The 21,055-nt window shown below is 46.5% G+C and carries 27 protein-coding genes; 20 read left to right on the top strand and 7 right to left on the bottom strand.

Annotation, left to right across the window (positions count from 1 at the left end):
* The first annotated feature begins 13 nt into the window (after positions 1 to 13).
* The 3 genes from cls to pepF are packed head-to-tail and all read left to right on the top strand — an operon-like array spanning position 14 to position 4,418.
* On the top strand, positions 14 to 1,525 hold the full coding sequence (gene cls / locus KNO72_RS02735; RefSeq protein WP_015881221.1) for a cardiolipin synthase: 1,512 nt from the start codon (positions 14 to 16) through the stop codon (positions 1,523 to 1,525).
* 12 nt (positions 1,526 to 1,537) lie between these two features.
* Entirely contained in the window at positions 1,538 to 2,635 is a 1,098-nt protein-coding gene (locus KNO72_RS02730) for a competence protein CoiA (RefSeq protein ID WP_214757161.1), read from the top strand.
* Positions 2,616 to 4,418: an oligoendopeptidase F gene (gene pepF, locus KNO72_RS02725; RefSeq protein ID WP_214757160.1), complete on the top strand. Its 1,803-nt coding sequence runs from the start codon at positions 2,616 to 2,618 to the stop codon at positions 4,416 to 4,418. The genes KNO72_RS02730 and pepF overlap by 20 nt, the downstream gene beginning before the upstream one ends.
* Before the next feature lie 204 nt (positions 4,419 to 4,622).
* On the opposite strand, the gene KNO72_RS02720 is transcribed toward pepF, so the two are convergent.
* Together KNO72_RS02720 and KNO72_RS02715 are read right to left on the bottom strand one after the other, a co-directional pair.
* On the bottom strand, positions 4,623 to 5,396 hold the full coding sequence (locus tag KNO72_RS02720; protein ID WP_214757159.1) for a DsbA family protein: 774 nt from the start codon (positions 5,394 to 5,396) through the stop codon (positions 4,623 to 4,625).
* 86 nt (positions 5,397 to 5,482) lie between these two features.
* Positions 5,483 to 6,064 carry a CYTH domain-containing protein gene (locus tag KNO72_RS02715; RefSeq protein ID WP_214757158.1) on the bottom strand — a complete coding sequence of 194 codons (582 nt, stop codon included), beginning with the start codon at positions 6,062 to 6,064 and terminating at the stop codon, positions 5,483 to 5,485.
* A gap of 109 nt (positions 6,065 to 6,173) precedes the next feature.
* On the opposite strand from KNO72_RS02715, the gene yjbM reads away from it, so the two are divergent.
* From yjbM to KNO72_RS02700, 3 genes are read left to right on the top strand one after another with little or no spacing between them, the layout of a single operon-like run.
* The gene (gene yjbM, locus KNO72_RS02710; protein ID WP_015881226.1) at positions 6,174 to 6,818 is read left to right on the top strand and encodes a GTP diphosphokinase; all 645 of its coding nucleotides are present in this window, start codon (positions 6,174 to 6,176) and stop codon (positions 6,816 to 6,818) included.
* Between the two features lie 12 nt (positions 6,819 to 6,830).
* A complete protein-coding gene (locus tag KNO72_RS02705) occupies positions 6,831 to 7,628 on the top strand; it encodes an NAD kinase (RefSeq protein WP_015881227.1) in 798 nt (265 codons plus the stop codon).
* Between the two features lie 3 nt (positions 7,629 to 7,631).
* Positions 7,632 to 8,495, top strand: coding sequence for an RluA family pseudouridine synthase (locus KNO72_RS02700; protein ID WP_214757157.1), 864 nt, complete (start codon positions 7,632 to 7,634; stop codon positions 8,493 to 8,495).
* Positions 8,496 to 8,530: 35 nt separating this feature from the next.
* Here the strand turns inward: KNO72_RS02700 and KNO72_RS02695 are convergent, their stop codons facing one another.
* Positions 8,531 to 9,697: an FtsW/RodA/SpoVE family cell cycle protein gene (locus tag KNO72_RS02695; RefSeq protein WP_214757156.1), complete on the bottom strand. Its 1,167-nt coding sequence runs from the start codon at positions 9,695 to 9,697 to the stop codon at positions 8,531 to 8,533.
* A 150-nt stretch (positions 9,698 to 9,847) separates the two neighbouring features.
* Between KNO72_RS02695 and fabI the strand changes: the two genes are divergently transcribed.
* Both fabI and KNO72_RS02685 read left to right on the top strand, forming a co-directional pair.
* On the top strand, positions 9,848 to 10,621 hold the full coding sequence (gene fabI / locus KNO72_RS02690; RefSeq protein ID WP_214735072.1) for an enoyl-ACP reductase FabI: 774 nt from the start codon (positions 9,848 to 9,850) through the stop codon (positions 10,619 to 10,621).
* Positions 10,622 to 10,704: 83 nt separating this feature from the next.
* Positions 10,705 to 10,893 carry a hypothetical protein gene (locus KNO72_RS02685; protein WP_214757155.1) on the top strand — a complete coding sequence of 63 codons (189 nt, stop codon included), beginning with the start codon at positions 10,705 to 10,707 and terminating at the stop codon, positions 10,891 to 10,893.
* A 2-nt stretch (positions 10,894 to 10,895) separates the two neighbouring features.
* Here KNO72_RS02685 and KNO72_RS02680 read toward each other — a convergent pair whose 3' ends face one another.
* Positions 10,896 to 11,405 (bottom strand): YjcG family protein, encoded by a 510-nt coding sequence (locus tag KNO72_RS02680; RefSeq protein WP_031421499.1) that lies wholly within the window; start codon positions 11,403 to 11,405, stop codon positions 10,896 to 10,898.
* 175 nt (positions 11,406 to 11,580) lie between these two features.
* Between KNO72_RS02680 and KNO72_RS02675 the strand changes: the two genes are divergently transcribed.
* Genes KNO72_RS02675 through KNO72_RS02660 form a run of 4 tightly spaced genes read left to right on the top strand, consistent with a single transcriptional unit; the run spans position 11,581 to position 13,451 of the window.
* A complete protein-coding gene (locus tag KNO72_RS02675) occupies positions 11,581 to 12,126 on the top strand; it encodes a phosphatidylglycerophosphatase A family protein (protein WP_015881233.1) in 546 nt (181 codons plus the stop codon).
* Positions 12,126 to 12,713, top strand: coding sequence for a phosphatase PAP2 family protein (locus tag KNO72_RS02670; protein WP_078146612.1), 588 nt, complete (start codon positions 12,126 to 12,128; stop codon positions 12,711 to 12,713). The genes KNO72_RS02675 and KNO72_RS02670 overlap by 1 nt, the downstream gene beginning before the upstream one ends.
* Positions 12,710 to 13,246: a hypothetical protein gene (locus KNO72_RS02665; protein ID WP_015881235.1), complete on the top strand. Its 537-nt coding sequence runs from the start codon at positions 12,710 to 12,712 to the stop codon at positions 13,244 to 13,246. The genes KNO72_RS02670 and KNO72_RS02665 overlap by 4 nt, the downstream gene beginning before the upstream one ends.
* Positions 13,239 to 13,451 carry a hypothetical protein gene (locus KNO72_RS02660; RefSeq protein WP_214687874.1) on the top strand — a complete coding sequence of 71 codons (213 nt, stop codon included), beginning with the start codon at positions 13,239 to 13,241 and terminating at the stop codon, positions 13,449 to 13,451. Before KNO72_RS02665 ends, KNO72_RS02660 begins: the two co-directional genes overlap by 8 nt.
* A 60-nt stretch (positions 13,452 to 13,511) precedes the next feature.
* On the opposite strand, the gene KNO72_RS02655 is transcribed toward KNO72_RS02660, so the two are convergent.
* A complete protein-coding gene (locus tag KNO72_RS02655; RefSeq protein WP_015881237.1) occupies positions 13,512 to 13,799 on the bottom strand; it encodes a hypothetical protein in 288 nt (95 codons plus the stop codon).
* 272 nt (positions 13,800 to 14,071) lie between these two features.
* Positions 14,072 to 14,803 (bottom strand): hypothetical protein, encoded by a 732-nt coding sequence (locus KNO72_RS02650; protein ID WP_078146615.1) that lies wholly within the window; start codon positions 14,801 to 14,803, stop codon positions 14,072 to 14,074.
* Positions 14,804 to 14,952: 149 nt separating this feature from the next.
* Between KNO72_RS02650 and KNO72_RS02645 the strand changes: the two genes are divergently transcribed.
* The 8 genes from KNO72_RS02645 (at position 14,953) to nadE (ending at position 20,536) form a co-directional block, all read left to right on the top strand.
* Complete coding sequence (locus KNO72_RS02645) at positions 14,953 to 15,528, top strand: GNAT family N-acetyltransferase (protein WP_015881239.1); 576 nt, start codon at positions 14,953 to 14,955, stop codon at positions 15,526 to 15,528.
* A complete protein-coding gene (locus KNO72_RS02640; protein ID WP_214757154.1) occupies positions 15,525 to 16,244 on the top strand; it encodes an alpha/beta fold hydrolase in 720 nt (239 codons plus the stop codon). Before KNO72_RS02645 ends, KNO72_RS02640 begins: the two co-directional genes overlap by 4 nt.
* Positions 16,231 to 16,791 carry an NADPH-dependent FMN reductase gene (locus tag KNO72_RS02635; RefSeq protein ID WP_214757153.1) on the top strand — a complete coding sequence of 187 codons (561 nt, stop codon included), beginning with the start codon at positions 16,231 to 16,233 and terminating at the stop codon, positions 16,789 to 16,791. Before KNO72_RS02640 ends, KNO72_RS02635 begins: the two co-directional genes overlap by 14 nt.
* A gap of 68 nt (positions 16,792 to 16,859) precedes the next feature.
* The gene (locus tag KNO72_RS02630) at positions 16,860 to 17,099 is read left to right on the top strand and encodes a hypothetical protein (protein ID WP_078146618.1); all 240 of its coding nucleotides are present in this window, start codon (positions 16,860 to 16,862) and stop codon (positions 17,097 to 17,099) included.
* Between the two features lie 83 nt (positions 17,100 to 17,182).
* Positions 17,183 to 18,274 (top strand): virulence factor, encoded by a 1,092-nt coding sequence (locus tag KNO72_RS02625; protein ID WP_015881243.1) that lies wholly within the window; start codon positions 17,183 to 17,185, stop codon positions 18,272 to 18,274.
* A gap of 245 nt (positions 18,275 to 18,519) precedes the next feature.
* Positions 18,520 to 18,714: a hypothetical protein gene (locus KNO72_RS02620; protein ID WP_015881244.1), complete on the top strand. Its 195-nt coding sequence runs from the start codon at positions 18,520 to 18,522 to the stop codon at positions 18,712 to 18,714.
* A gap of 98 nt (positions 18,715 to 18,812) precedes the next feature.
* Entirely contained in the window at positions 18,813 to 19,610 is a 798-nt protein-coding gene (locus KNO72_RS02615) for a BsuPI-related putative proteinase inhibitor (protein WP_078146620.1), read from the top strand.
* Positions 19,611 to 19,720: 110 nt separating this feature from the next.
* Positions 19,721 to 20,536: an ammonia-dependent NAD(+) synthetase gene (gene nadE, locus KNO72_RS02610; RefSeq protein WP_078146621.1), complete on the top strand. Its 816-nt coding sequence runs from the start codon at positions 19,721 to 19,723 to the stop codon at positions 20,534 to 20,536.
* Positions 20,537 to 20,578: 42 nt separating this feature from the next.
* On the opposite strand, the gene KNO72_RS02605 is transcribed toward nadE, so the two are convergent.
* Positions 20,579 to 20,965: a disulfide bond formation protein B gene (locus KNO72_RS02605; RefSeq protein WP_214733643.1), complete on the bottom strand. Its 387-nt coding sequence runs from the start codon at positions 20,963 to 20,965 to the stop codon at positions 20,579 to 20,581.
* Positions 20,966 to 21,055 lie beyond the last annotated feature (90 nt).

Here is a 21,055-nt window from a genome sequence, read left to right as displayed (position 1 = left end):
GTCAGCTTATAATATGTTGCGACGCATACAAGTACTCTTTTCCCTCATTTTGCTCGCAGGACTCATTGCGATATTATCGTATTACTGGAGCTCACAAGTAATTGGATTGTTCTCGATTCTCGTCTTTTTGACAACGTTCAGCATATTGCTCGTCATCTTACTTGAAAATCGAAATCCACAACGTACGCTCATTTGGGCAATTGTCATGATTGGTTTTCCGGTCATCGGATTATTCGCATACTTTGTATTCGGTCAGAACTATCGCCGTAAACGAATGTTCAAAGAAAAAGCGATGCTTGATGAAGAGACGTACTTGGCCTATCGTCAGAAAGCGATGACGTTATCGCCGTCCCTCATGTTCGCCCACGATGATTACGAGAAGCTGATGCATTTGACTTCTTCGTTGAACCAGCTACCGGTCTCATCGAATACGTATACGCAAATCTTGACGAACGGCCGTGAAAAATTTTCGAAGTTATTGCCGGCTCTGAAAGGAGCGTCCCGACACATCCATCTAGAGTATTATATTTTCCGGGAAGATCGTATTTCTCGGGAAATACAGCGAATCTTGATCGAAAAAGCGAAGGCGGGGGTCGAAGTCCGATTTTTGTATGATGCCGTCGGGTCCATTCATACGAGCGGCACGTTCTTTGAAGAGATGAAGCAAGCCGGTGTCCAAGTCCAGGCATTCTTTCCAGTTGTATTGCCACTCGTTTCAAGTAAGACGAACTATCGCAACCATCGGAAAATCGTGGTCATCGATGGTACGGAGGCATTCACAGGTGGCTTGAATGTAGGGGATGAGTACTTGGGTGAGCACTCTAAGTTCGGGTTTTGGCGCGACACCCATCTGTATGTCAGAGGAGAAGGGGTATCTGAACTACAATTGATTTTCTTGCAAGATTGGTATTACATGACTGGGGAACGCCTGTTCACACCGTTCTATCTAGAGCCGCTTGAAACGGTAAGAAGTGCGAGCGGAGGGGTTCAAATCGTTGCGAGTGGACCGGATGAACCGTATGAGACGATGAAGTCCATTTACTTTTCACTCATCAATGCTGCGAAAAAATCTGTCTACATTTCGTCACCTTACTTGATTCCGGATGAGGACATTATGAGTGCCTTAAAGACGGCATCATTATCAGGAATTGATGTCCGCATCGTCTTACCAAGTTATCCCGACCATAAAATCGTGTTCTACGCAAGTCGGTCCTATTACGAAGAACTGTTACTCGCCGGGGTAAAGATCTATCTATATGAGAAGGGATTCATGCATTCGAAAGTCATCGTGGTGGATGATGGATTAGCCACGATTGGGACGGCGAACATGGATTTTCGGAGCTTTCATTTGAACTTCGAGGTCAATGCGCTCCTCTATAACACGAACTCAGTCCATCAACTGAAACAAGACTTATATGATGATTTCGAAGGGTCTCACGAACTCGTATTAGAAGAGTTCGCGAAACGGTCATTCTTTATCAAACTCGTTGAATCATTAGCCAGAATGTTTTCACCATTGCTATGAGGAGGGAGCAAGATGCGGTTTGCAATCGATCGGGAAGGGGATATCATTGATTCCTTTACATTAAATCGGATGCAAGCAGAGCAACTTGCTCCTTTTCGATGTCCGACTTGTCAGGAAGTATTGATTGTGAAGCAAGGTGTGAAGCGACGGCTACATTTTGCGCATATCCACACCTGTGGGAGGGCTGAATCGGTCACGCACCATCAGGATAAATGGGCGGTGTGCCAGTGGCTTCAAGAGAAAGGCTATCCAGTCGAGCAAGAAGTGACGATTAAGAATCGTCGGGCTGACATCCTCACGAACATGGACGGGCAGCACACCGTGTTCGAAATTCAGGCATCTCCCTTGCGACCGGAAGAATACGCCGAGCGAACGATTGATTATCGACGAGCGGGGCTTGATGTCATTTGGATTGCGAGCGGTCTCGATTTGAGAAGCAATCAATCGTTTCAACCATGGATGCGTCTAGAACTGTTTCAGCGACATCGGTTATTGACTGTGAAAAATGGGAGATTGTTACGCTTCAATGGATTTCCGATTTCGATCAAGTATGGAATCGGAAACTGGGAAATCTCATCATCCGTGAACACGTCACCGTACGAAGCTTACTACCGGTTCGATGCTTTTGAATGGACAGAGATGATTCGTCGTAAACGGATGTCGCCTCTTTACCCATCTCCGTTAAATCGACGGCTCATATTGAATCGGCTCTATCCACTTGGTCTGTTACCCGCATTATTACCGACCGCCTGTTACCTTCCGCTATCATCGCTTTGGGGAATTCGTGTGCATCCGATTGATTTTCAAACCGTTCTTTATTTGAATCGCTACGAGTCACCTCACGATTCCGTGGAATGGAGTATTCAAAAAACGTGTCGACAATTTGGGGTGACACCGACAAGCGACTTTTCCCAGTCATTTCATGTACAATGGAAACAACTCTTGAATGCGAGTCGTCTATCCTGTGATGTCAGGTCATGGCCGCATCCGAAGCATTACGAGGAGGCCAGACATCACGATACACGTTTGTTTCAAGGACTTCAGCGATTGATCTTACAATCGACTAAATCATCGAAAAGGAAGTGGACGTATGTCAGAGGTATTGACTAGACAACAAGTTCCAGTGGAAGAAACGTGGAACTTAGAGACCATCTACAGCAATGACGAGGCTTGGGAATCGGATTTTCAAGCGTTAAAAGAGAAAGTACCGGAATTGATTGGATTTAAAGGACGCCTTGGGGAGTCGGCGGAGACGTTATACGAAGCGTTGCAACTTCGGGACGATCTCTCACGTCAGTTACATAAGCTATATACATATGCGCATATGCGCTATGACGAAGATACGGCGAATAGCCATTATCAAGCATTGAATGATCGTGCCGGCTCACTTGCTTCTCAAGTTTCAGCGCAACTCGCGTTTATGACACCTGAGTTGCTTTCGATTGATGAGAAACAGATTGAAGCCTTCATGGAGCAGAATGAGTCACTTCGCGTTTATCGTCATGCATTCGATGAGTTGGCACTTGAGCGTCCGCACGTATTGACAGAGGCAGAAGAAGCCATTTTGGCACAAGCGGGAGATGTGCTCGGTCAATCGAGCTCGACGTTCGGTATGCTCAACAACGCGGACTTGAAATTCCCGAAAGTGAAAAATGAAAAAGGGGAAGAAGTCGAGTTGACGCACGGTCGATATATCACGTTCCTTGAATCGGCTGACCGAAGCGTCCGCGAAGGGGCATTTAAAGCGATGTACGGGACGTACGCGCAATATTTGAATACGTTCGCCTCGACATTGTCAGGAAGTGTGAAGAAAGATAACTTCTATGCGACTGTGCGTAAATTTGAAAGTGCAAGACAGTCCGCACTCCACCATAATGCGATTCCGGAGTCTGTATACGACGGCCTCGTAGAAGCAGTGAACGAACGACTCGACTTGTTACATCGTTATGTCGCGTTACGTAAGCGAGCGCTCGGCTTAGATGAGTTGCATATGTATGACCTCTACACACCGCTCGTCAAAGATGTCGAGATGAAAGTGTCATATGAGGAAGCGAAACAATGGATGGTAGATGGTTTGGCACCACTCGGAGAAGAGTACGTCCAAATTGTCAAAGACGGTCTCGAGTCGCGTTGGGTCGATGTACGAGAGACGCGTGGTAAGCGTAGCGGTGCTTACTCCTCGGGAGCGTACGATACGCAACCGTTCATCCTCATGAACTGGCAAGATAACGTCAATAACTTGTTCACGCTCGCACACGAGTTCGGACACTCTGTGCATAGTCATTACACACGCACATCGCAACCATATCCGTATGGCGATTACTCAATCTTCGTTGCAGAAGTGGCGTCGACGACGAACGAAGCTTTGTTAAACGACCATTTGTTGAAAACGAGAACAGCGAAAGAGGAGCGTCTCTACTTGCTGAACAATCAGCTTGAAACGTTCCGTGGAACATTGTTCCGTCAAACGATGTTCGCTGAATTCGAACACATGATTCATCAAGCTGCTCAAGAAGGCGTATCGCTCACTCCGGAGTACTTAAATGAAACGTACCTCGAGTTGAACAAACGCTATTTCGGAGACGAGATTGTCATCGATGAAGAGATTTCATATGAGTGGGCGCGCATCCCACACTTCTATTACAACTACTACGTCTATCAATATGCGACAGGGATTTCGGCATCTGCTGCACTGTCACAACAGATCATGGAAGAAGGGGAGCCAGCCGTACGTCGTTATATCGATAACTTCTTGAAGGCGGGTTCTAGTGACTATCCGATTGAGGTGCTGAAGGCGGCTGGTGTCGATATGACAACGAAGGAGCCGGTATTGAAGGCGCTCGATCAGTTCGAGGCAGTTCTTGATGAAATGGAATCATTATTGTTCTCGTGAACAATATGTGACAATGTGCACAAAGAGGTTGTCAGGTGATTCTGTTCTAGGTATATTATAAGTGTGAAATCAATCACAAACCCCTTTATTGACCGTAAACTTTCTCCCATCTTGTAGGCCTTCCCCGGGCCTCAAGGTTCGATGTCTCTTGTCCCCGCTTGAGACGTCAAAAACCCCATGGCTCCCCGGCCATGGGGTTCTTTTTTATTTCGTTTGAGCCCACGCTTCACCGCTACATCCTGGCACAGGACGGCAACGCTGTTGCAGGGAGAGCTTCTTCAATTCGCGTTCAATCACTGTCTTCTCCATGTCTAGAATGTACGATAGCTCTGTGATGGTCGAAGCATCATAGCGTGCCAACACTTTGGCTACATCCCAATCGGTCGTACGGCTCGGTGCATAACCTAACAATTCAGTCATGACCGATTGATAGACATCGTACGGATATACCCCTTCAATCTTCAATGCTTCATCGCGCGTCACGAACGTGAGTGCGGGCAATGACTCAATCTCCCAATCTTTCAACACTTGATGGTCGACAGCTAATGCATTCAAGAGCTGGTTCGATTGAAGATCGGCTTCAAGTTCACTTAAATCAAGGCCATACTCTTCGAAAGAACGTGCAATTTCCCATAAATCGATTGAACCAAGTTGTTCACCAGAGAATAGATCATTCACATGCAAATGACGCAAGAAGCGCATCGCATGACGTTTCCCTTGTAATTCCAGCGCTTTGATCATGGTGAGAAGGCGAACTTCTTCCTGACATCCGCCAACACAGCTAGGAACGGTAGAGACCATTCGAAAACGAATCACATGTTCGTATTCAATCTCTAACTTTTTGATTAGTGTCATCACGTGAAAGTTCTCTGGACTTGAGATGTCCATGAAATAGAATAACTCCAATGGCTTATACGTTACTTGAATAGGAGTTTCTTCCAGTGAACAGGATGACCCATTACATTGTTCAAGTTCCATTTGTGTCGCCTCCTCTCGTTAAAAAACTCATTTAACTTTGTAAACTCATTGTAGCAACGAAAAAAAAAGGTTGGCAATGTATCTGCTCAACCTTCCAACCGACTCATTTTTAATTCCATGAATCGGACGATTTTATTTTTGGCGGGACGATAGGGGAGACCGTGTTTTGCAAGCAGTCCTTCGAACGCACGTTTTCCCTCTTCTTCATTCGTCACTTCAAATTCTATTTCGTAGTCGTTCGTCTCCAAATAATGGCTTTCGTCCAAAACGAGTAGACCGTCTTCTATCTGTAACTCTGCCCGATTTGTCTCGAGTCGACCGAGATGTTCGAGCGGTGCATTCAGCTGGAACGGGGCCAGTGCCTGCTTCATTTGCTCGTCATGGATGATTCCGTACTTAAACAGATCCTCAGCCTCATCTTCTGTAATAGTGGCATGTGTCTCAAGCAATCCGACCTCGTTTGGTTGCTTCAACGTCAGCACTTGACCTTGTTTCTGCTCGCGAATCCGAAGAGCCGCCCCGTTCGCTTTTAGCTGAAAGGAAGGGGTATCGAAATAGTCATTCGCTTGCCAACGAACCTGATCATCAAGCTGATAGGCACGTAGGAGTGTCTCATACTCGTCTTTCGTCAACATTGATTTAAATTCAATTTCCACTTCTTGGGTCATGAATCATCGCTCCATTCTATGAACAATTGTTCGTTTATGATACCATACAAACGGATACATACGGAAAGGACGCGTTTTTTCCGGAAAAGAACGAAAGTGGTGACAGCGTATGCAATCAGTGAACTGGGATCAGTTTTTAGTGCCGTATCAAATTGCGGTAGACGAGTTGAAAGTCAAATTGAAAGCCGTTCGTAAGCAGTTCAAATCCCAAAATGACCATTCTCCGATTGAATTTGTCACAGGTCGAGTGAAGCCGGTCGGGAGCATTCTTGAGAAAGCGAAACGAAAGAATATCGCTGACCATGAATTGGCGACGGATATGCAAGATATAGCAGGATTACGAATCATGTGCCAATTTGTCGATGATATCGTTCACGTCTTGGATTTGCTACATCGTCGAACAGATTTTAAAATAGTGGAAGAACGGAATTACATTACCCATCAGAAAGATTCGGGTTATCGATCGTATCATGTCATCATCGAGTACCCGGTCCAAACGATTCACGGTGAAATCCCGACGCTCGTGGAAGTGCAAATCCGCACGCTTGCGATGAATTTCTGGGCCACGATCGAGCATTCATTGAATTATAAATATGATGGCGACATGCCTCTTGAAGTGCAGGAACGATTGAGACGCGCAGCCGAGGCGGCCTTTTTACTCGATGCCGAGATGAGCCAACTCCGCGTTGAAATTCAGGATGCCCAGCAAGTGTTTCGGGATAAAGAGATGAACGTGAAAACGGATGAAGACTAGGGGGAAACCGATATGCAGTTTGCGATTGTATCGAGGGGAGATACGCGATCAGCGGAAATCGCCCAGGAACTGACTGAAAAACTTCAAGCCGCCGGACATACATTATCGGAAGAACCCCGAATCGTAGTATCGGTCGGAGGGGACGGGACGATGTTACAGGCGTTTCATAAATACATCGATCGACTCGATGAAACGCTCCTTGTCGGGATTCATACCGGGCATCTCGGCTTTTATGCCGATTGGCAGCCGGATGAGTTGGATGAACTGACGGAGATGATCACGAGTGAATCGTTCGAGCCAGTCTCCTATCCGCTCGTTGAAGTGCTCATTGACTATGAGAACGGAGAGACCGATCGTCGATTGGCGATGAATGACTGTACGATTAAGAACTACAAGCGAACGCTCGTCTGTGATTTATCGATTCGAGACGATTACTTTGAAACGTTCCGTGGAGATGGGTTATGTATTTCGACACCATCGGGTTCGACCGCCTATAATAAGGCACTCGGTGGAGCGATCGTTCACCCATCGATCGAAGCCATTCAAGTGACCGAGATGGCTTCGATCAACAACCTAGTGTATCGAACGATTGGCGCACCGCTTCTCTTACCAAAACACCATCAAGTGAAAATCAAGCCGCACACGAAAACCGAATTTGAATTGGCGTTTGACCATCAGGAAGCGTTGTCCTGGTCGGATGTCGTCTCGATTCGATGCGCGGTCGCAAAAGAAAAAGTGACGTTCGCTCGTTTCCGGCCCTTCCCATTCTGGCGCCGAGTTCGCGAATCGTTCATCGAGGAAGGAAAGTAACGGATGCAAGGGTTTACGATTCGTCGCGTTGTGGAGAAAGCCATCCCACTTCGCGACTTTTTAATGCAAGATATGGGCATTTCTCGAAAGATGCTCACGCTCGTGAAGCATGAAGGCGATATTGAAGTGAATGGCATGCACCGCACCGTAAGGCATGAACTCGAACCAGGAGATGAAGTAATCGTGCGATTCCCGCCCGAATCCCCATCACTCGACATGGTCGTTTCGGAAAGACCGATTCGAATTCTGTATGAAGACGATACGCTGTTGGCGGTCGATAAACCGGCAGGGATTGCCACGATCCCATCACGACTACATCCGACCGATACACTTGCGAACGCTGTACTTGGCTATTATCAACGCATCGGTCTGTCATCTGCGATTCATGTGATCAATCGACTCGATCGTGACACGAGCGGTGTCGTCTTATTTGCAAAGTACGGATTCATCCATCATCGATTCAGCGAACTTCAGAAAGCGAATGGATTGATGCGTACGTATAAGGCATTGGTCGAAAAAGAAGTGACGCCACAAACGATTGATGTACCGATCGGGCGTGCCGAGAACTCGATTATGGAGCGAGTCGTGACAACTGAGGGACAACGCGCAATCACGCACATCCTCGCATGTCAGCCGTTTGGGAGCGGCTCGTTATTGACGATTCGACTCGAGACGGGACGGACCCATCAGATTCGCGTGCATTTGCGCCATATCGGTCATCCGCTCATTGGGGACTCCATGTATGGGGGGACAGCTCGTATGCCCCGTCACGCCCTTCACAGCGCGTCTGCGCGATTCATTCACCCGATGACAGGAGATACGATTCAGATTGAGGCGCCGATTCCGGAAGATTTTCGAACTATATAAAGAAATCCCTCAAGGTCTAACCTTGAGGGATTTTGTCAATCATCATCAAACATATAGGTTTTTGATTTAGAGGCAACGTTCATGACGAGACCGATGGCAATCATGTTCATGATAATCCCTGTCCCCCCGTAACTGATGAACGGAAGGGTGAGTCCAGTGATTGGCAAGACACCAATCGTCATACCGATGTTTTGGAACACCTGGAACGTGAACATGGCGATAACGCCGGTGACGATATAACTTCCGAACGCGCTACTAGACTCTAATGCAATGTGAATCATCCGATAGAGGAATAGGAAGAAAACGATGATCACGAGAGCTGCGCCGATGAACCCATAGTGTTCTGCGATAACAGCAAAAATGAAGTCCGTGTGAGATTCCGGTAAATAGACGAGGCCCTGGCCGTATCCCACTCCGAACATCTGTCCAGAACCGATCGCCTGTAGCGATTTGATCAATTGGAATGCCAAGTCATCTGAATATTCGTATGGATATATCCAGGCCTGGAAGCGGTTGAGGGCGTGTCCAGGTACGAATGCTTGCAAGACTTCGAAATGGGCAAAGAACAGATACATGAACGTGCCGATGGTCAAAGCCGCGGCGCTGAAGAGACCGAGAAGCCACTTCCAACCGATTCCCGAGACGATGATGATGGCGCCGAGCATCGTCATCAAGACGAGCCCGGTCCCTAAGTCCGGTTGTGTCACAATCAGACCGAGCGGCGGGATGGCCACTAATACCAGTTTCACGAGGAGCCACGTATCGAGTTGTGACGAGCCATAACGTTTATTGTGCTCGTAGACGATAGTCGACATGGAAATCAATAAAAAGAGCTTCATGAATTCGGCCGGCTGGAAACTGAATCCAGGTACGTTATACCATCCATATGCCCCATTGATGTTCGGTACGAGCGACGTGTCACGAAGCGGAATCAGACCGACGAGCAGAAGTAGACCGAATGCGTATAAGTACCAATGGATTTTCCGGAGTTGCTCATATTCGATCGTCATGATTGCGAACATCGCAAAAAAGCCGATGACATAACGAATGCCTTGTTCAAGAGCGAAGTTGATATGTTGAAGTCGCGTTGGCAACATCGGTTGAGCGGTATAGATTGCACCGAGACTGATGATCATCAATAGGAAGACGATGGTCAACAGTGTCGTATCTAAACTTTTAAAATATGATTGTATACGGTTCATAATGGAGTCGAATCACCCTTTCTATACGTATTTTATCTTACCGCAACTTAAAAAAATCGCAATACGTAACGAGTCGGTTGACAAAACAGAAACCTTTCTGTAATCTGAGAACAGATATTATCACCAGGTACTAAAAAAGGGGAGTTTATGATGTCAATTTTTCCAACATTAACGAATAAAACGTACGTCGTCATGGGGATTGCGAACAAGCGCTCGATTGCATGGGCCATTGCCAAAATGCTTGATGAAGCAGGGGCGAAGCTCGTGTTAACGTATGCGGCAGAACGATTCAAATCGGGTCTCGAGTCACTCGCAAGTGAGTTGAAGCAAGAAGCGATTCTACTTGAGTGTGATGTGACGAATGACGAAGCGATTGATTCAACATTCCGTTCGATTCACGAACAAGCGGGTGAGATTCAAGGAATCGCGCATTCGATCGCGTTTGCTGACAAAGAAGCATTGCGTGGTGAATTTTCAGAAATGACACGGGGTCAGTTCGCGCAAGCGTTAGACATCTCAGCATATAGTTTGACGGCAGTCGTGAAAGCGGCGAAGCCTTACTTCGCACAAGACGCCTCCGTGATCACACTCACGTACCTCGGCGGCGAGCGTGTCGTTCCGAACTACAACTTGATGGGTGTCGCTAAAGCGGCCCTTGATTCGAGCGTCAAGTATTTGGCGAACGAATACGGTCCCCACGGTGTGCGTGTCAACGCCATTTCAGCTGGTCCGATTCGTACATTGTCAGCCAAAGGAGTCGGCGATTTCAACAGTATCCTTTCTGAGCTTGAACAGAAGGCGCCATTGCGTCGAAACGTTTCTGCGGAAGAAGTGGCTTCGACAGGCCTCTTCCTCCTCTCTGAAATGGGAAGTGGCGTGACCGGCGAAGTCATTCACGTAGATAGCGGATACCATATTTTATAAATTTGGGGAATGGCGCAGTGATGCGCCATTTTTGTATTACCTCGTGAATAAATCGGGTAAGGACCTATGAAGGAGGTCAGATCATGGGTCCTTATCAGATTGATTTTACTGTCGTGCAATACGTCAACCGACAAGTCCAGCCATCAGGTCGAGCAAGCATGGAACCGGTGACACGAATCAAACGTGTCCAACGAATCCGACCTCGACGTGAAGAATGGCTTGAAGAAGAGCAAGAAAAAAACCCCGGTCGCTACGTCGACCGGAGCATATAAGGTTAGCCTCGGAAACGGAACGTCTCATAGACGTTCCATGTTTCATTTTCGAGTTCATACATGACGGCCATCCGAGTGATCGTCTCTTCGAAATGAACCTGCTCCATACGCATACGTTCGAGGACGTCGAACAGCTCGGCATCGGTCAAATCTTGACCAATCGTGATGTGCGGCAAGAATTCATATTTCGGTGCTTGGCTGAGCACATCTTCATGCAGTCGTTGCTGTAGAGTCGACAAATCACGTGTCGGTAACACTTTTAAATACAGCACATTGTTCGTCGGTGCGAAAGACCGAACGCCATCGACTTTTAACTGAATCGGTTTAGTCGAATCCGCAACTTGTTGCAAGTACTCGAGTACTTTCGGTAAGTCTTCTTCTGACACCTCTGTCCGTTCTTTAATGGTCACGTGAGGTGAAATCAACGCGTATTTTGTGTCATAGCGTTTTCGATAAGAGTTCGCAAAATCTTGCACTTGTTTAGACGGAAATAAGACTACCCCAATCTTCATTCCTCTTCCCCCTTTGATCGTTTAACCTACATGTTAATGATGACCGATTTAATGTGGGAAGTCAAAGCAGGGTTCGTCTTTTTTCAATTTTTCAGTATAATGGTTATATCATATAGAGAGACGATGACTCTCTGAACGAAGGGATGTGAAGCGGGATTTCGATCCTGCGCCTATTATGAAACACGTACCACACTCACGTGACGTCCGAGAAGCGGCTCGTGCTCGTTTGCTCGAACGCGGGGTCACGATTGAATCGATTGCTGAAATCGTATACCAGATGCAGGCACCTTACTCGCCGCATCTTTCTTTAAAAGATTGTATGGATTCTGTCGAGGCGGTTCTTGACAAACGTGAACTACAACATGCGATTCTTGTTGGTTCAGAGCTCGACATGTTGGCTGAAAAAGGCCAATTATCTGAACCGCTTCTGTCGATTATCGCCTCAGACGAAGGTTTATTTGGAGTGGACGAGACGATTGCGATCGGTGCCGTCAACACATATGGTTCGATTGCCGTTACGACTTTCGGATACTTAGACAAGGCAAAAATCGGTATCATCAAACAACTCGACACGAAGATGGATGATGGGCAAGTGCATACGTTCATGGACGATCTCGTCGGTGCCATCGCTGCCAACGCTTCAGGACGATTAGCGCACCGATTGCGAGATATGGTCGATTTCGGAGAAGAAGAGATGCGTGAAAGAAAAGGGTTGTATTGATGAAGTGGACACCGCAAATGGTGGTCATCACCGGGACGGTCGCTTATGTGATCGTGTCGGTGTTTGTCGTTTTAGGGGCGGTCGATCCAATGAACACATTCGTATATGAATGGTTACAACCGTTACCGGATCGAGTGTTTGCCTACGTGACAGAACTCGGGAGTGCACAGGTCATTGTGGGGCTCTCCATATTAGGGTTGTTGTTTTGGTATTGGCGCGGGGACCGTATCGAAGCGTGGCGACTAGCGCTCGTCGGAATCGGGACACTTCTGTTTACCCAGGTGCTAAAGCTCGTCTACGGAATCGATCGACCGCTCATTGATGCATCCCTCGATGCAACGACATACAGTTTTCCGAGTGGACACGCCTCAGGGTCGCTGGCCCTATATGGATTGACAGCTTATGTACTGTATCGAAAGAAACAGTCGAAAGTCGTCATCTTCATTCTCTTGTGCCTCGTCCTCGCGGTTTCGCTCAGCCGTGTCATCTTGAACGTTCATTACTTCAGTGACGTGCTCGGCGGTTGGCTCGTTGCGTTGACGATGATTGCATTGTCTGAATGGATCATAAGGAGGAAAACGATTTGATCGTCGTGGTAGATGTAGAAAAATGGTTATTCGTTCAAAAAAAAGAAGCGGATGAAGCATCAGTTCCCACAATTTTAGTGGAAAAAGATCGAGATGGGGCGACGTGGTTCACCTCGATGAAAATTTTGTTTCAGTTAAAGAAATGGACGAGCCGACGTCGTTTTGTTCCCCTTTTACTGTGTGATGAGCAGACCTATCGCGCATATGAAGTATTTCATGTCGATGCTGTGCCATCATTGGCTCTCCTCGACGGGGGACGGACGTTACTAGTGGACAATAAACGAGATGAGTCGTTTGATGTTGTGCTACGGGAAAGTGGATTGGATACAGAAAAATCGATTTTATTGTTTGCACTTCAATATATTGAACAGATGACGAATGAACCTGTCGCTTTTGCCGGTGATGAGTCGATTGATGCGACGCGGATCGTCCCGGCAACATTGTTAGACAAGACGGATCGCTTAGAATCAGGACGTCGTCTATTTGAATGGATGCATGATGAAGACTTACGTAAGGAGAATCAACATGACTGATTGGGAAATGACATTTCAACAATTATTGGACGAACAAGTGGATGAAGTGAACGTGCCACGCGAAGATTTTTTATCCGTTCGAACCATTTTGATTGAGAAAGGCTGGCTCTTTCAAGTAGTAGGAGAGGCCAAGCATGGTGGCGTGACGATTTATCGCAGAAACCCGGTCACGGCGAATTCATCATTGGAAGAAACGAAGGAATGAAATGACTTCAGTCAAAACAACAAGGTCTGCCTCCCACATGGAGAGCAGACCTTGTTTTGTTTAAGCGTTTGAAGCGAGTTTGATTTTTTGTCGTTTCATCTTGTGTAGTAACCAAGCATAGAGGACTTCACAAGAGTTGTGAGGAAGGGTCAGCTCTACAAGAGGGTGAGCGTGACCAAATATAGTGAAGCGCGAATGGTCTTCGTCGAGCAGAGAGACTTGAATATCCGTCGCATCCTGTAGTGAAATGCGTTGTTCCCCTGCGTGAGCATCTTTAAGTTTCAGCATTTTTCCATTCGTCGCAAACTTGGTGAACGATGAGACTCCTTGTACTTTCAGTTGTTCCATTTCGTGTATCTATCCATCGCGTGATGAATAGATTTTCACCTCGCTTTCTCTATATTGCCTTCCATTCCTCCAGAAGGTTATTCCTAGTATAACGCCTCGTTCGAAAAAGAAAAGTGTTAATTTAACAAAAAATTAAGACAATTTGTTATCAATTTTTAAGAATAGCGTTCAACCCTGTCCAGTATAGGCATAAGGTTGAAACAATCGGTCTGAAAATAACAAAAAAGAACCTCATTTCCAGAGGTTCACAACTATTCATTACATGTATGACCTTATAATCGTTCAATCTGCCATGTACGACGACGGTACAACAATTGCCCTTTTAAGGCGATGGATTCTTTCTTCGCATCGAAGTCTTCTTCAAGAACAGACATGTCTTCATAACGGCCCGCTACATAGAATGAGATGACGATTTGTCGATTGAACAAACTGCGTTTCGTATGATCGAAATCGATGATCAGACCTTGAGGTGCCAAATCGAGTAATTCATCGATGACGGGAAGTGGAATCGGAACAAAACTGATGTTACGAATGTCACGATCGAGTTTACTTTGCAACATGTTTTGGACGAAATGATTGATTGTCGACCAATCGCGAATATAAAGACTGCTATGTCGATCGTTTGCTTCATTGAAGAACACAATCTCATTATCGAGCGAATCCAAGAACGGCTTCTTGATTCCGCGTTCCATATGACTTAAAAACAAGATTTCTGCAATTTCATGATCGGACAGAGTTTCGAGCGTATTGTAGTCCGGAAAATCGATCGCCGTAAACGTTGTTTGGTTATTCAAATACTTAGACGAGAACGAAGATAGTTCGTGCGCTTCAATATAACGGAAACGCGACCTCGAGGATTGTCTCATCCCTTTGATGTCCGTTCGACAAATAATCATCGGTCTCGTCACGGAAAGCGCTTCTGTTACATCCGCCAACGTCACACCATGCAGTGTGAAGCGTTGGACGTCCCGGTCTTGCTTCAAATAAAAGAGTTGTTTTGACATATGGTATCCCCTCAGTTTGACATACTACGATTATAGTAGCAAAAACACGTGTTTTCTGCCATCTTGAGACGGTACGAGAGGGTTGAGTTCGATACATTTGGGAAAATAGAAGTATAATTGAGGAAACGAATAGGAAAGGCGGGTTCCACATGTGGGGATTAAAACGGAGTTTTCCTGAGCTCGCTACGCCCCGGTTTATCCTGCGAGAGCTAGAACCGCGTGATGCTAGAGCACTTTATACCATTTTATCCACTGAGGAAGTGATGCGATATTATGGGTCGGACCCGTTGCTTGCCGTCTATGAGGCGAAGAACGTGATCGCTTACTTTAAGGATCAATTTCAGCAAGGGAAGGCCATTCGTTGGGCGATATGCGATCGGATGACGAACGAATTGGTCGGAACGATTGGATTTCATAATTGGACGCCCCAATATTATCGCGCCGAAATCGGGTTTGAGGTTTCTCCTCACTATTGGAGACAAGGGGTGGCTTTCGAAGCTGCTTCAGCTGTCATCCAATATGGTTTTGAAGAATTCAAGTTTCATCGAATCTCTGCGTTGGTCGCACCAGGGAATGAAGGGTCGAATCGACTCGTTCAAAAATTGGGATTTATTGAAGAAGGACTTCTACAAGATTATGCATATAGCCATGGCCGATTCATGGATTTGACGATGTATCGGCTACTCAAAACAGAATGGGAAGAAAAGGAGCACTCGATGATATGAAAGCACTCGTATTGCTACATGGGCTGTGTGGTTCTCCAAAGTACTTTGAACAGTTGGAACCGTTATTGAATGCCGAAGTTCACGCGCTCACATTACCTGGTCATGCCGGGACGGACGTGGGACCAGAAACGATGGATCAATTTGCGGACTGGGTCATCGGAGAAATTCGTCTTCGGGGTCTTGTCCGTCCGCTCGTATGTGGGCATTCTTTCGGAGGCTATGTGACGACTAACCTCGTGCGTCGCTATGGAACAGAAATATCGGGATTTGGATTGATTCACTCGACGGCGGCCGCTGATACAGAAGCGGCGCGGGAAAAGCGAAACGGTGCCATCAATCAAGTCATCGAAGAAGGGATCGAGCCGTTTATTGACGGAATGATTCCAAATGTCTTCTCAAGCGATTCCGACCCGGCGCTCATCCAACAAGCGATCGCAATCGGATATGAAATGACGGTCGAGGGAATCGTGAACGCGCAACAGGCAATCCGCGATCGTGAAGACGAAGTGGACACTGTTGAAACGACTGACCTCCCCGGCCTATTCATTTACGGCTCAAAAGACCCGAATATGAATGAGGAGCGGGCGTTTTTAGGTGCGTCACGACATACGAAAGCAATCGTTCCGTTCAGTCATATGGGGATGATGGAAGCCCCTGAAGAAGAAGCGAAAATCGTGAACGAATGGATGCGGGAGGTAGAACATGGAAACCTATAAATTAATCGCTATGTCAGGAAGTCTTCGCAAGAAATCTTTCAATACTGCTCTTTTGCATTCGATCATTGAACTGGCTCAAGAGGATTTCGACATTGAAGTCGTCTCCATCGAACTTCCACTGTTCAATGACGATTTGATTGATCCGGATGAACCGGAAGTTGTGGCCGCATTGAAGCAAGCTGTTCGGGAAGCTGATGGGTTATTGATTGTCACCCCTGAATATAACCATAGCATCCCGGGCGTCCTGAAGAATGCAATCGACTGGCTTTCGCTCGAGCCAGAAACGCCACTTCGGGATAAACCGGTCATGATCGCCGGGGCCTCGCCGGGCATACTTGGAACCGCCAGATGCCAAATCCATCTCCGACAAGTATTTGCCACAAATCGTGCAAATGTTTTACCGGGAAATGAAATTTTCATCACGCATTGTAAAGAAAAGATTGATGATAGAGGGTTGCATGATGAGAAGTCGATTAATCAAATCAACAAAACATTATTGGAATATCGTAAATGGATTGAATTTTGGAAGCGTAACGCAAAAAATTAACTTGAAGTCGCTCATGTTGTTTGATAGAAAGGAATTGTGAAAACAAACACAAGAGGAGCGACACCAAAATGGAAACTTACATCGAACTGTACAATGGCGGCGAATTGGGTGATCGGGCGGTAATGAACGATGGGATGACATTTGGACGGATGACGATTATTGAATTGTTCTATCAATCCAATCATATTTTTGGTTACGTGAAAGAAGATGGTGAAAAACGTTTCTTCCTTGAACCGATTTCAGAGGACGACACGTTTACTGTGGATGGGACGACGTATTCACTCCAACAGTTTATCGCGTTGTTTTAAGTAAATAGATGGTTGATCGAACGCAAGCGACTCGCTTGCGTTTTTTTGTCATTTTCGTCACGATGAAGAGTGAGGTGATGAGGATGAAACTAGTAGCAATCGAACCGACACCAAGTCCGAATAACTTGAAAATCATTGTGGACCCTCCGTTTGAAGGGAGAGGCACAACGTACGACAAAGCGAGTACGGATGCCCCAGCCATCATTCAAGAAATCATCGGGCTTCGAGGCGTCAAATCCGTTTACGCCGTGTCTGATTTTCTCGCTGTCGAGCGACATCCGAAACATGATTGGCATGACGTCATGAATGAGATCCGACGGGCGTTCGGGGAACAAGTTGAGGAAGTCGAATCCACAAAGATGGATACGGACTATGAACCGGTCCATGTATCCGTTCAATTCGTGCTCGATGTACCGATGCAATTAAAACTCGTCAAAGGGGACGAGGAAAAACGAATCGGATTGTCGAAACGATTCGTCGATGCAGCGATGGAAGTTCAAGCACAAGTGAAGAATGTCATTCAAGACCGTCGTTGGGTAGAACAAGCCCCACGTTATGGTGAATTGGATGAAGTCAGTGTCGTCGCACAAGAAGAATTGGAAGCGGCGTATCCTGAAGAGCGCATCGAGCGGATCGTGGCCCGAGCATTTGGTCGTGAAGCGGATTTTGAGGCGAACGCGAACCATCTTCAGTCGGATAATTGGAAAGATCGGATGGCATTCTTGGATGAACTCGAAATCCAACATGAAAACATGCCTTATTTCCGTCGTGCCTTGGAAGATTCCGTGATGGCAATCCGTCGACAGGCGGTCGTCATGATCGGGATGTTTGAAGAGCGACGTGAGGAATATGTCACATATATCGAACAAGCCTTAGTGGACGCTTCTCCTATTGTGCGGCGGACGGCTGGGGATACGGTCTCCGACTGGGCATTACCTCAGTCCCAACCTTCCATGATTGAGGCGTTAAAGGATAAAAACAAACTCGTACGTTGGCGAGCGGCTCGTTTCTTATTCGATTGTGGAGATGAGCGGGCTGTACCTGCCTTGTCGATTGCGGAGGAAGACCGCGAGTTCGAGGTCTCTTTACAAGCGCGACTTGCGAAAGAGCGGATCACGAGCGGCGAGACAGCACTCGGGACAGTATGGCAACAAATTTCGAACCGGTCGAAATGAGATTTCGTTCGACATGTATTGAATCAAATTGATTTACAATTTAAGGTAAAGAGGAGCGTCTGTAGTACGGATTGCTCCTTTTTTTCATGAAATCATATGCACATTTCCCCAATTGACTAACATTTGATGTAAACGTTTCGACAATAGGTAAAATGTCATTGTTGTGCTGTCGAACGATAGGACATATATCTTGGTTTCAGATTGGTACACTAGGTTTATCACAGATGAACAAAGGAGCCATACTTATGATATTGTTTGCAGAAACGCCTGAACTTGTAGCTTATAAGGAAGTAGTAGGAGAAACGATGGTCGTCACGTTTGAGTCGATGCACAGTGAGACGTTCTCTATCACGGCTCAAGTCCGGTCTGATCTCGATATCGCAGATTCATTGTTCATGACCGGTTGGCAACAATACATGGAACAAACTAAAGTTTCGTAAAAAAGGTAAATAATATAAGGAAAATCATTACAAACGTCTGCACATTGTATACACTAGTGCTATAGACGTTTTTTATTTTGTTGAGGAGAGTGGGATTCATGAAGAAAACTTGGTTGCTCGCCGTAGTGACGGCAATCTTATTAGTCGTAGCGGGATGTGGGAAAGAAGAGGCGAAACCGAGTCAAGTAAACAGTGATTCGTCTGAACCACCGGCTCCATTGACGCTCGACACGGAAATGGCATACGATGCTTCGGCAAAAACGTTATCAGCTACGATTTCGATGACAAACCCAAATGAGGAAGCAGTCGATGTAACGTTTAATTCGTCGCAACGTTTTCAGTTAGTTGTCAAAAAAGGGGATCAAACCGTATTTGATTACGGAAGTGATTATATGTTCACAGAATCTGTAATTGAGGAAAAATGGGAAGCGAATGATAAAAAAGTATTCGACGAAGTCTTTCCATTGACATTAGAACCAGGCGAATATTCGGTCGAAGTGATTGGGCTCGGTCAAGTTGACGGAGCACCTGAAATTGCTGTGACAGATGAGACGACGTTCACCGTTGAATCTACTGCAACAGAAACTCCGGATGAAGGTACGTCAGAAACACCGGAAGAAACGCCTGCTACAGAGCCGCAGTCGGACGGCGCGTTCCGTGATGTACAAATTGACTTGAATGACACGATGATTCAAGTGAGCGGGTATACGGATGAGGTCGAGTTTGAGTGGTCTGTATCAGACGGACATAATGTTTACGCTCAAGGTGCAGCCGAAGTGACCGGCGGTGGTTTCTCGTTTGGGGTATTGCTCGATGAAGCACCGGCGAAAGATCAACCATTGTTCTTAGAGATGACACCAATCGGTGGAGAGGTCACATCATTTAAAGTTCAATAAAACCATGGCGGAAACTGTTGTTTCCGTCTTTCTTTTTGAGACGCTAGTTGACGGGGTATAAGGATTATCAGACAATAAAGCAAAATGAGAGCATAGTGGGAGGGTAATCCATGCAACAACAGATCATTGAATCAACACATGTCAAACCGACCATCAACCCGAAAGAAGAAATTCGTCAACGTATCGACTTCTTGAAAGCATATGTGAAACGGGCTGGTGCGAAAGGACTCGTCCTAGGGATCTCAGGCGGGCAAGACTCGAGCCTTGCCGGAAAGCTATGTCAACTCGCCATGGAAGAGCTTCGAGAAGAAACGAGTGACGAGTATACATTTTATGCAATTAGATTGCCGTATGGTGAGCAACACGATGAGCATGACGCACAACTTGCGCTTGAGTTCATTCGTCCGGACAAATCGTTCACTGTCAACATCAAGCCTGCTGTTGACGCATCGGTTGAAGCGTTTCACCGTGCAACGGGCCTCGAATTGAGTGACTTCCATAAAGGGAACACGAAGGCACGTGAGCGGATGAAGGCACAATACGACATTGCGGCAACATTCGGTGCCCTTGTGGTCGGAACAGACCATGCTGCGGAATATGTGACAGGATTTTATACAAAACACGGTGACGGAGCTTGTGACCTCACACCGTTGACCGGTTTGAACAAACGTCAAGGAAAAGCACTTCTCCATGAACTTGGAGCGCATGAGCGTGTGATTTATAAGGTGCCGACGGCCGACCTTGAAGATGGTCGCCCTGGACTTCCTGACGAAGTCGCACTCGGTATGACGTATGATCAGCTGGACGACTATTTGGAAGGAAAGACAATCGACCCGACAATCGCCGAGCGAATCGAGACAATTTTCAAACGTTCACGCCACAAGCATCATATGCCTGCCTCGTTGTACGACGAATGGTGGCAATGAAAAAAGGAGGAGCTGTCTCGAGGCAGCTTCTCCTTTGTTGTCTCACGCTTTTTTAAGTGGGACGAACTGAATGATCAGGATGCAGGTGAAGGCGATGAAACTGAGGAGTGGGATGGTGACGAATCCAAAATAGTTGACCCAACGAATCAGGCAGTCGTTCGTACAGAAGGCTTCACCATTCGGAATCCGTTCTAAAATGACATGATACAGACTGATACACCATCCGGCACCGGCCATAATCCCTACGAACAAGCGGTTGACGTCTCGTGCGGTCAACATGATGGTCAGGTAGTAGATGGCTAGTGGATACATAAAGATGCGTTGGAACCAACACAGCTTACAAGGTAAAAAGAGCATGACCTCTGAAAAATAAAGGCTGCCGAACGTCGCAACGGTCGCGACGATAAAGGCGAAATGATGACGTTGCATCAGATTTCCTCCTAACAATCAAATTGATGATTAAACATGATATGATACATTGAAACAAATACTTATTCAGTATACAATCTTTCAAACGAT

Source organism: Exiguobacterium sp. s123 (genome assembly GCF_018617075.1).
Taxonomy (GTDB): Bacteria; Bacillota; Bacilli; order Exiguobacteriales; family Exiguobacteriaceae; genus Exiguobacterium; species Exiguobacterium profundum.
The sequence above is the reverse complement of the archived record's forward strand: the minus strand, read 5'-3'. Positions and strand labels throughout refer to the sequence as shown.